Annotated in this window: 9 protein-coding genes; 6 read left to right on the top strand and 3 right to left on the bottom strand. The window is 72.7% G+C overall.

Annotated elements, in window-relative coordinates; all coding sequences use genetic code 11:
- Positions 1-4: 4 nt before the first annotated feature.
- From OHA30_RS09855 to OHA30_RS09845, 3 genes are all read left to right on the top strand, one after another.
- Positions 5-1,426 carry an MFS transporter gene (locus tag OHA30_RS09855; RefSeq protein WP_328913440.1) on the top strand — a complete coding sequence of 474 codons (1,422 nt, stop codon included), beginning with the start codon at positions 5-7 and terminating at the stop codon, positions 1,424-1,426.
- Complete coding sequence (locus OHA30_RS09850; RefSeq protein ID WP_328913439.1) at positions 1,423-1,896, top strand: MarR family winged helix-turn-helix transcriptional regulator; 474 nt, start codon at positions 1,423-1,425, stop codon at positions 1,894-1,896. The genes OHA30_RS09855 and OHA30_RS09850 overlap by 4 nt, the downstream gene beginning before the upstream one ends.
- A gap of 147 nt (positions 1,897-2,043) precedes the next feature.
- The gene (locus OHA30_RS09845) at positions 2,044-2,667 is read left to right on the top strand and encodes a GNAT family N-acetyltransferase (RefSeq protein WP_328913438.1); all 624 of its coding nucleotides are present in this window, start codon (positions 2,044-2,046) and stop codon (positions 2,665-2,667) included.
- 35 nt (positions 2,668-2,702) lie between these two features.
- Here the strand turns inward: OHA30_RS09845 and OHA30_RS09840 are convergent, their stop codons facing one another.
- Positions 2,703-2,894: a hypothetical protein gene (locus tag OHA30_RS09840; protein ID WP_328913437.1), complete on the bottom strand. Its 192-nt coding sequence runs from the start codon at positions 2,892-2,894 to the stop codon at positions 2,703-2,705.
- Positions 2,895-3,227: 333 nt separating this feature from the next.
- Between OHA30_RS09840 and OHA30_RS09835 the strand changes: the two genes are divergently transcribed.
- From OHA30_RS09835 to OHA30_RS09825, 3 genes are all read left to right on the top strand, one after another.
- Complete coding sequence (locus tag OHA30_RS09835) at positions 3,228-4,373, top strand: LacI family DNA-binding transcriptional regulator (RefSeq protein ID WP_328913436.1); 1,146 nt, start codon at positions 3,228-3,230, stop codon at positions 4,371-4,373.
- Between the two features lie 337 nt (positions 4,374-4,710).
- The gene (locus tag OHA30_RS09830) at positions 4,711-5,682 is read left to right on the top strand and encodes a DUF6807 family protein (RefSeq protein ID WP_328913435.1); all 972 of its coding nucleotides are present in this window, start codon (positions 4,711-4,713) and stop codon (positions 5,680-5,682) included.
- Between the two features lie 183 nt (positions 5,683-5,865).
- Positions 5,866-7,344, top strand: coding sequence for an endo-1,4-beta-xylanase (locus OHA30_RS09825; protein ID WP_328913434.1), 1,479 nt, complete (start codon positions 5,866-5,868; stop codon positions 7,342-7,344).
- 84 nt (positions 7,345-7,428) lie between these two features.
- Here the strand turns inward: OHA30_RS09825 and nirD are convergent, their stop codons facing one another.
- Together nirD and nirB are read right to left on the bottom strand one after the other, a co-directional pair.
- Positions 7,429-7,815, bottom strand: coding sequence for a nitrite reductase small subunit NirD (gene nirD, locus OHA30_RS09820; protein ID WP_328913433.1), 387 nt, complete (start codon positions 7,813-7,815; stop codon positions 7,429-7,431).
- A complete protein-coding gene (gene nirB, locus OHA30_RS09815) occupies positions 7,812-10,394 on the bottom strand; it encodes a nitrite reductase large subunit NirB (protein ID WP_328913432.1) in 2,583 nt (860 codons plus the stop codon). Before nirB ends, nirD begins: the two co-directional genes overlap by 4 nt.
- Positions 10,395-10,454 lie beyond the last annotated feature (60 nt).

Below are 10,454 nucleotides of genomic sequence, written 5' to 3'. Positions count from 1 at the left end.
TGAGATGCCCGAGCCGACGTACCGGCGGCGCATGCTCGTCCTGGCGATCTGCTGCATGAGTCTGCTGATCGTCAGCCTGGACAACACGATCCTGAACGTCGCCCTGCCGTCCATGCAGAGGGACTTCCACTCCTCGATCTCCGGACTCCAGTGGACGATCGACGCCTATCTGCTGGTCATCGCCTCGCTGCTGCTGCTCTCCGGGTCCACCGCCGACCGGATCGGGCGCAAACGGGTCTTCCAGACCGGGCTGGTGCTCTTCACCACCGGGTCGCTGCTGTGCAGCCTCGCGCCCGGCCTCGGCTGGCTGATCGCCTTCCGGATGGTGCAGGCGGTCGGTGGCTCGATGCTCAACCCGGTGGCGATGTCGATCATCACCAACACGTTCTCCGACGCGCGGGAGCGGGCGAAGGCGATCGGGGTGTGGGGCGGCGTCGTCGGCATCAGCATGGCGGCGGGCCCGATCGTCGGCGGAACGCTGGTGCAGTCGGTCGGCTGGCGGTCGATCTTCTGGATCAACCTGCCGATCGGGCTGGCCGCGCTCGCGCTGACCGCCCGCTACGTCCCCGAGTCGCGGGCGGCCCGGGCCCGGCGGATCGACCCGGTCGGCCAGGTGCTGGTCATCGCGCTGCTCGGCCCGCTGACCTACGGCATCATCGAGGGCTCGCACGCGGGCTGGGACTCCCCGCTGATCATCGGCTGCTTCGCCGTCGCGGCGCTGGCGGTTACATCCCTGGCGGTGTACGAGAAGCGGCGGATCGACCCGCTGATCGACGTACGGTTCTTCCGCAGCGCGCCCTTCAGCGGGGCCACGGCCATCGGGGTGAGCGGCTTCGCCGCGATGGGCGGCTTCCTCTTCCTCAACACCCTCTACCTTCAGGACCAGCGCGGTCTGTCCGCCCTCGACGCGGGTCTGTACATGCTGCCGATGGCCCTGACGTGCCTGATCTGCGCGCCGATCTCGGGGCGGCTGGTCGCCTCCCGGGGGCCGCGGATCTCGCTGGTCCTGGCGGGCTCCGCGATGACCGTGAGCGGGGTGCTCTTCGCGGCGCTCGACGCCCAGTCCTCGAACGTGCTGCTGTTCACCTCGTACGTCCTCTTCGGGGTCGGCTTCGGCCTGGTCAACGCGCCGATCACCAACACGGCGCTCTCCGGGATGCCGCGCGCCCAGGCCGGGGTGGCCGCCGCGGTCGCCTCGACCAGCCGGCAGATCGGGCAGTCGCTGGGCGTCGCGGTGGTGGGTGCCACGCTCGCCGCGGGACTGCACCTGACCGCCTGGTGGATCATCGCGGGCTGCGGCGCCTGCGTGCTGGTTGTGGGTACGCTCACCAGCGGCCGCTGGGCCCGCGGCACCGCGGAGCGTACGGCCGCCGGCCTGCGGGAACCCGAGGCGGACGAGACCCTGATTGCGGTGAAAGCGTCATGACGACCACTCCTGGGACCACCACGGCCGACGCGACCGCGTCCGCGTCCCACCAGGACGAGAGGGCCGAGACCGCCGAGCGGGTCTGGCGGAACATGCGGACGCTGGTGCTGGAGCGCAACGAGCGCCGCAAGGAGACCGCCGACGCGCTCGGCATGAGCTTCTTCCGGGTCAAGGCGCTGCGCCGGATCGTCACCGCCCCCGCCCGGCTCAGCGAACTCGCCGACCGGCTCTCCTCCGACCGGCCGTACCTCACGCTGGTCGTGGACGACCTCGCCAAGCGCGGCCTGGTGGAACGCCACCCGGACCCGACGGACCGCCGCGGCAAGATCGTCCGGGCCACGTCGGAGGGCCGGGCGGCCGCCGCCCGCGCGGAGGCGATCCTCGGTACGCCCCCGCCCGCCCTGACCCGGCTGTCCGCCGCGGACCTGGCGGAGCTGGACCGTATCGCGGCGATCCTGGCCACCGAGTAAGCCGGAGCCGAGTTCGTACGTCCGTACGTCCGCGCGCCCGAAGCCCCGCACGCACCAGGCGCCGCACCGGCGGCGCGAGCGCGCGGTCGCCGTGCGCGGGGGCGAAATCCGGTGGCTGCGGCCTGCGGTGGCCCGTAGCATCCGCGCGTGACCGAGAACGCGCCCGACACGGCGGACCCCGAGAGCTACGAGGACACCGGGAATCCGGCCGGGGAGGACCGGGAGATCTGCTGGCGGGGCCGGAAGGTCGCCTTCACGCCGCTCGACGCCGACGACGCCGAGCTGATCCAGCGCTGGCGCTTCGATCCCGTGGCCGCGTTCGAGATAGATTTCTGGCCGCGCTCCCTGTCGGCGCTGCGCGCGCGCCTGGAGGTGGACCGCGACGACGGTGACCGTGACGACTTCCTCATCCTGCTGCCGGACGGCACCCCCGTCGGCCATGTCGCCCTGGTCGAGCAGGACATCGTGGAAGGTACGGCGGAGATCCACATGATGCTCGACCCGGGTCACCGGGGGCAGGGCCTCGGCACGGACGCGCTCGACGCGCTGACCGACCTGGCCTTCGGCGAGCTGCCCATGCACCGGCTGGAGGCGGTCACGCACTGCGCCAACGAGGCCGCGCTCGGGGTGCTGGCGAAGTCCGGCTTCGTACGGGAGGGGGTCCGCCGGTCGGCCTGTCTGCACCGGGGCCGCCGGCACGACGTGGCGGTGCTGTCCCTGCTCCGCCCCGAATGGGAGGCCCAGAACCGCCCCCGTTCCTGGGATCTGTGACCGCCCGCCGGCCTGACCCGCCCCGACGCGGCCGGTCAGGACGAGGAGTTGCGGATCGCGCGGACGATCAGGGCCACGACCGCGATTGCCGCGAGGATGCCGAGGACCGCCCACAGGCCGCCGCCCGAGCCCGAGCCGCCGCTGCTGTGAAGGCCGTGCGAGTGCGAGCTGTGGGTGTGCCCGTGCGAGTGAATTCTGCTGACCAGACTGAGTCCCCCGGATTTCATAGCCCGGATTCTAGGCGGCGGCCGCCCCCGCGCGGTGTCACAGCACTGTCACAGCGAACCCGTGCACGGGGCGGGTGGCACCCGCGCCGGGCCGGTGACGCCTGGCCTCCGGGCCGCTCCCGGCCCCGGGCCCGGCCCCGGGGCCCCGGGCCCACCGCCGGCTCGCCCCCGGACCCGCTCCCGGGCCGCCGCGGGCCCCGCGCGCGAGCGGAACCGCGGGCCGCTCGCGGCGAACTTTCGATCGACCATACGAATGTTTCCGGTGCGGCGCCATGGCCGAGACCGTAGTGGGGGTCTCGGGTGGGAGGGGGTGCCGGGGCTACGATCGCTGGCATGAGTGCCCCAAGCGTTCAACACCCTCGTGACGACCAGCCGGAAACCCCCTCCGACGGTACTGCGACGCTCGCCGAGATCGCCCGCGCCGCGGGCGTCTCGGCGCCGACTGTTTCGAAAGTGCTCAACGGCCGCGGCGATGTCGCCCCCGCCACCCGCAGCCGGGTGGAGGAACTGCTGCGCAGGCACGGCTACCAGCGGCGGCGCGGCAGTATGCAGCCCGCGCCCCTGCTCGACCTGGTCTTCCACGAACTGGAGAGCTCCTGGGCGATGGAAGTCATCCGCGGCGTGGAGAACGTCGCCCGCGACGAGGGCCTGAGCGTGGTCCTCTCGGAGTCCGCGGGCCGCCTCAGCCCCGGTCAGACCTGGGTCGACGGAGTCCTCGCCCGTCGGCCCACCGGTGTCATCCTCGTCCTGTCCGGCCTCGCCCCCGCCCAGCGCGCCCAACTGATCAGCCGGGACATCCCCTTCGTGGTCCTCGACCCGGCCGGCGACCCGGGCGAGGACGTGCCCGCGATCGGCGCGACCAACTGGCAGGGCGGTCTGGCCGCCACCCGCCACCTCCTGGAACTCGGCCACCGCAGGATCGGCGTGATCGGCGGCCCGGACGGCATCATGTGCAGCCGCGCCCGTATCGACGGCTACCGCGCCGCGCTGGAGACCGCGGGCATCCGCTACGACCCGGCGCTCATCAGGGGCGGCGACTTCCACCACGAGGCCGGCTACACCAAGGGCCTGGAACTGCTGCGGCTGCCCGACCGCCCCACCGCCGTCTTCACCGGCAACGACCTCCAGGCGCTCGGACTGTACGAGGCCGCCCGTGAACTGGGCCTGCGCATCCCCCGGGACCTGAGCGTGGTCGGCTTCGACGACCTGCCGCTCGCCCGCTGGATCAGCCCTCCGCTGACCACCGTGCGGCAGCCGCTGACCGAGATGGCCGAGGCCGCCGCGCGGCTGGTGCTCGACCTCAGCAGAGGGCGGCAGCCCAGCACGCTACGGGTCGACCTGGCGACACGGCTGGTCGAGCGGGCCAGCAGCGCGGCCCCGCCGCCGGCCGCCGCGGAAGTCGCGGTCCCGGAAGGTGCGGTGCCGCACGTCGTGGTCCAGGGAGGGGCGGCGGACGCCGGGACGTCCGAAGTGCGGTGAAAGGCGGAGGTGTTGACGGCCCGGCGGGGCGGTCATAGGGTCGGCGCGCAGATCGGAATTACTCCCGAAACTTTCGAGGCGTCTCATGCCGGAGCTCGCCCCACCCGCCCGGGCCGTGTCCGACGCGGACACCGCCGGGGCCGCGCCGGGCCCGGGGGTGGCGCCCGGGCGGCGGGGCGGGGCCAGGACTTCCGGAACCTGGACCTCAACCGGGGCTGCCGGAACGGGAGTCGGGCCCGGGGGGAGGACGGCGACCGCACGCGTCGTCCACTCCGTCGGTGACACCCTCGCCGTCCGCGCGGCGGGCACCGAGATCCTGCGTCACCGCTACCGTCCGGTGCCGCACCCCACCGAGTGCCCCAGCCCGTTCGCTTCCCCGCTGCGCACACTGGCCGGCCGCCCGGTCACGGCACCCCAACCGTCCGGCCGGCTCCCGTCCGGGCAGGGCTCGTACGAACTGGGCCCGCACGAGCAACACCCGTACGTTCAGCGACCGTACGACCAACCCCGGTACGAGCAGCGCCCGTACGACCTCCGCGCGTACGGCCGCTCGCACCCGTACGGCCAACCGTGCCCGTACGACCGCCGGTTCGAGGGGGCGGGACCGGCGCGTCCGGCCGGGCGGGAGCCGCCCGACGGCGGGCACACCCACCACGGGCCCGGCCACGGCTACGCCGAACCGCCCGGCGTCGGACGGCTCGACCGCACCGGCTTCACCGCGCTGGCCGCGAACGGCAGGACCGCCTTCACCGAGACCGTCGACTGGCTGACCGAGGGCGGCGAACGCTGGATCGCCGAGGAACGCTCCTGGGAGATCCGCGACCTCGACACCGAAAACGGCTGCTGGACCCTGGAGTTCCGCACCGCGCTGCTCAACGTACGCGGCCGAACCCTGCACTTCGGTGCTCCCGGCGCTCAACAGCCCGCCGCCTGCGGTGCCTTCTGGCGTGGCCCGAGCGACTTCGCCGGGGGCGCGGTGTGCACCCCGGACGCCGAGGGCGACGCCGTCACCGGCCGCCGCGCGCCCTGGCTCGCCCGTACCGCCGAACCCCGGGGCGCCGGCGGCCCCGGCGCCCACCCGGGGCCCGCCACCCTGGTCTTCGCCGCCGACCCCCGGCTGCCCGGCGGCGCGCCCCGCTGGTCGGTGCGCGGTGGGCCGGCCCCCGTCGTCAGCCCGTCCCTCGCCCTGGGCGGCGCGCTCCCGCTCGCCCCGGCCGCCGCCCTGCGGCTGGCCTATCGGCTGGTGATCGCCGACGGGGTGTGGGACCGCGACCGTATCGCCGCGTATCTGGCGGCCCACCCCTGGTGAACCGCGCCTCGGCGGGGCGAGTGAATGCCCAGGACGTTACGGACACCAGGGAATGTGCGGCCGGATTGACACATCCGGCCCACCCGTCCGTATGAACACAGGAAGAATCGCCTGTATCAGGGTGCGCCCCCACGCGCACCCGACTGCCTGATCCAATCCCCCACTTGGAGAGAGGTACCCCCGATGTTTTCGAAGCGAGTCCAGAGGTCCGCCGTCGGCGGATCGGGCGTCGCGCTCCTGGCGGTCGCCGCGACGCTCGTCGCCGTCGCCATACCGTCGGCCCACGCCGCCGGCGCGCCGCTGCGCGACCTCGCCGATGCCAAGGGCATCTACATGGGCACCGCGGTGACCGCGAGCAAGCTCAGCGGGACCTACGCCGACATCGCCGGACTCCAGTTCAACTCGATCACGCCCGGCAACGAGATGAAGTGGGACGCGGTCGAGAAGACCCGCGGCACCTACAACTGGAGCGGCGGCGACGCGGTCGTCAACTTCGCCCAGCCGCGCTACATGCAGGTGCGCGGCCACAACCTGGTGTGGCACAGCCAGTTGCCCGGCTGGCTGACCTCCGGCAGCTTCAGCAACACCGATCTGCACAGCATCCTGGTCAAGCACGTCACCGACGAGGTCACCCACTTCAAGGGCAAGATCACCCACTGGGACGTGGTCAACGAGCCCTTCAACGAGGACGGCACCTACCGCGCCGACCTCTGGTACAACCAGCTCGGCGTCTCCTACATCGCCGACGCGCTGACCGCCGCGCGCGCCGCCGACCCGGCCGCCAAGCTCTACGTCAACGACTACAACATCGAGGGCACCGGCGCGAAGAGCGACGGCATGTACAACCTCGTGAAGTCGCTGAAGCAGCAGGGCGTGCCGATCGACGGAGTCGGCTTCCAGGGGCACTTCATCCTCGGCCAGGTGCCGTCCACCTTCAAGGCGAACCTCCAGCGGTTCGCCGACCTCGGCGTGGACGTGGCCATCACCGAGCTGGACATCCGGATGACGACGCCTGCCACGGCCACCACCCTCCAGCAGCAGGCGAACGACTACACCACGGTCGTCAACGACTGCCTGGGCGTCTCCCGCTGCAAGGGCATCACCGTCTGGGGCTTCACCGACAGCGACTCGTGGGTGCCGAGCACCTTCCCCGGCCAGGGCGCGGCGACCCCGTACGACGAGAACTACCAGCCCAAGCCCGCCTATTACGCGATCCAGACGGCGCTGGGCGGCAGCGGTACGGGGACGACCCCGCCGAGCAGCCCGACGGCCCCGGGCACGCCTCCCACCACGCAGCCGCCGGTGACCCCGACGTCGACCACGCCGACCCCCGCGCAGCCGGGCTCGACCTGCGCGGTCAACTACGCGGTCAACCAGTGGAACACCGGCTTCACGGCGAACATCACGCTCACCACCACCTCGGCGGCCGACGGCTGGGTCGTGAAGTGGACGCAGTCCGGCGGGACACAGACCGTCACCCAGGCGTGGAACGCGACCATCACCAAGAGCGGCACGACCTACACCGCCACGAACCTGTCGTACAACAACCGCCTTCCCAGCGGCGGCGGCACGGTGACCTTCGGCTTCAACGCCGACTGGTCGGGGTCCAACCCCGCGCCGACCGGATTCACCTTCAACGGGCTCGCCTGCACGCTCAGTTGATCTCCCCGCGCGGCTGATGACCACGGCCCGCCGGGCACCCCTCGTATCAGGAGGGCGCCCGGCGGGCCGTGTCGCGCGGTCGACTCAGGCCACCCGCACCTGATACGTGGCCACCGCCACCGTGTCGTCGTCCAGGCAGTGCCCGTCCGCGAGGTCGAACCGCTGCTTGAGCAGCGGCGAGGCGACGTACGGGCGGCCGTCCGCCGACCCGACCAGGCCGTGCGCGAGCACGCCCGCGCCCGTGAACGGGTCGACGTTGCCGATCGCGTGCAGCCGGTCCGCGCGGTCGCGGAAGAGCGCGGCCTGGGCGCCGTCGGGGAGCAGTACGGCCACCCCCCGTCCGGGTTCGAGCAGTTCGGGCGCGCACACCGGGAACCAGCCGTACGCGGTGCGCAGTTGGACGCTGCCGGTGCCACTGATGACGCGGGCGGCGGGAGCGGTCGGAGCGGTCGGATCGGTCGTGGCGGTCATACGGTCACCGTTTCCGGGACGGCCGGCAGCACCGGCGCGGGCTTGATCTGGTCGCGCTCGGCGACGAACCGGACGGTCGGGTCCGGGGTGTCGGGCGCGTTGACGAAGGACACGAACCGGCGCAGCCGCTCCGGGTCGTTGACGGTGTCGGCCCACTCGTCGCGGTAGCCCGCGACATGCTCGGCCATCAGGGCCTCCAACTCGTCGCAGATGCCCAGCGAGTCGTGGACGACGACCTCGCGGACGTGTGCCAGACCGCCCGGTACGCGTTCCAGCCAGACGCTGGTGCGCTCCAGGGGGTCGGCGGTGCGGATGTAGAACATCAGGAACCGGTCGATCAGCCGGACGAGTTCGGCGTCCGAGAGGTCCTGGGCGAGCAGATCGGCGTGGCGCGGGGTGGCGCCCCCGTTGCCGCCGACGTACAGATTCCAGCCGTTGGCGGTGGCGATCACCCCGAAGTCCTTGCTGCGCGCCTCCGCGCACTCGCGCGGGCAGCCGGACACCGCGGACTTGAGCTTGTGCGGCGAGCGCAGTCCCCGGTAGCGCAGCTCAAGATCGATCGCCATCCCTACGCTGTCCCGCACGCCGAACCGGCACCAGGTCTGCCCGACGCAGGACTTCACGGTCCGCAGCGACTTGCCGTACGCGTGCCCGGACTCGAAGCCGGCGTCCACCAACCGAGTCCAGATCAGCGGCAGTTGCTCGACCCGGGCGCCGAGCAGATCGATCCGCTGGCCACCGGTGATCTTCGTGTAGAGGCCGAAGTCACGGGCCACCTCGCCGATCACGATCAGCTTGTCCGGGGTGATCTCGCCGCCGGGGATGCGCGGCACGATCGAATAGGAGCCGTTCTTCTGCATGTTGGCGAGGAAGTGGTCGTTGGTGTCCTGGAGGGCGGCCTGTTCGCCGTCGAGCACATGCCCGGGGGCGCCGATGGCGGTCGCGAGCGAGGCCAGGATCGAGGCGACCGCGGGCTTGCACACCTCGCAGCCCTCGCCGCCGCGGGCGCCCTCCCGGCCGTACCGGTCGAGCAGTTCGCGGTAGGAGCCGATGCGCAGCGCGAGCACGATCTCGTACAGCTCGGCGCGGGTCCGCGCGAAGCAGCCGCACAGGCCCTTGTCGACGGTGACGCCGTTCGCCTCCAGCTCCGCGGACACCAACTGGCCCAGCACCTTCACACAACTGCCGCAGCCCGTACCGGCCTTGGTGCACTTCTTGACCTCCGGCACCGAAGCGCACGAGTGCTCGGTGACCGCGCCGCGGATCGTCGCCTTGGTGACGTTGTGGCAGCCGCAGATCACCGCGGTGTCCGGCAGCGAGGCCGGGCCGAGCGAGACGGCGCCGCCCGCGCCCGCCGGCAGCACCAGATGCTCGGGCGCGACCGGCGGCACCGAACCGGTCAGCGACCGCAGCACCGCGTACGACTCGGCGTCGCCGACCAGGATCCCGCCGAGCAGGGCGCCGTCCGCGCCGACCACCAGTTTGCGGTAGACCCCGGAACGGGCGTCGGAGTAGACGACGTCGAGGCAGCCCTCGGCGGCGCCGTGCGCGTCGCCGAAGCTCGCCACGTCCACGCCGAGCAGCTTCAGCTTCGTGGACAGGTCGGCGCCGGTGAAGGCGGCACCGCCGGAGGCGCCCGCGATGACCTCGGCGGCGGTCTCGGCCATCTCGTTGCCGGGCGCGACCAGTCCGTAGACCCGGCCGTCGGCGGCCTGGGCGCACTCGCCGATCGCGAAGACCGCCGGGTCGGCCGTACGGCAGGAGGTGTCCACCACGATCCCGCCGCGCTCGCCGACCGGCAGCCCGCAGGCCCTGGCCAGTTCGTCACGCGGCCGCACCCCGGCGGAGAAGACCACCAGGTCGGTGGGGAGCGCCGAACCGTCCGACAGCGCCATCGCGGTCACCCGGCCGCCGGGGCCGGTCACGATCTCCCGGGCGCCGACGCCCGTACGCACCCGGACGCCCAGGCCCTCGACACCGCGCCGGAGCGCCTCGCCGCCGCCCTCGTCCACCTGCGCCGGCATCAGCCGCGGCGCGAACTCCACCACGTGCGTGTCCAGGCCGAGCCCCTTGAGCGCGCCCGCCGCCTCCAGGCCGAGCAGCCCGCCGCCGACCACCGTGCCGGTCCGGGCTCCGGCGGCGTACGCCTCGATGGCGAGCAGGTCCTCGATCGTGCGGTAGACGAAGCAGCCCGCCGCGTCCCGGCCCGGCACCGGGGGTACGAACGGGTACGAGCCGGTGGCCAGCACCAGCGTGTCGTAGCCGAAGGTCAGGCCCGAACGGGCGGTCACCGTACGGGAGTCACGGTCCACGGCCACCGCGGGGTCGCCGACGCGCAGCTCGATACCGTGCCGCTCCATGAAGCCGTCCTCGACCAGGGAGAGTTCCCCGGGAGTGACGCCCTCGGAGAAGTACGAGGTCAGATGGACCCGGTCGTATGCCGGGCGGGGCTCCTCGCACAGCACGACCACCCGGGCGCGTGCCGTCACGCCGCGCTCGGCCAGCGCCTCAAGGAACCGCTGGCCGACCATGCCGTGACCGACCAGCACGATCGTCGTCCTCGGTGTGCTCGAAGCCATCGTCAGTCACCTTCCGTCGGCGGGCGGACCCTGTCCCTGACCGGAAGCGTGCGCGGCCGC

It is taken from the genome of Streptomyces sp. NBC_00223, assembly GCF_036199905.1.
Taxonomy (GTDB): domain Bacteria; phylum Actinomycetota; class Actinomycetes; order Streptomycetales; family Streptomycetaceae; genus Actinacidiphila.
Note: the sequence above shows the minus strand (reverse complement) of the source record. Positions and strands in the feature narration are given on the sequence as shown.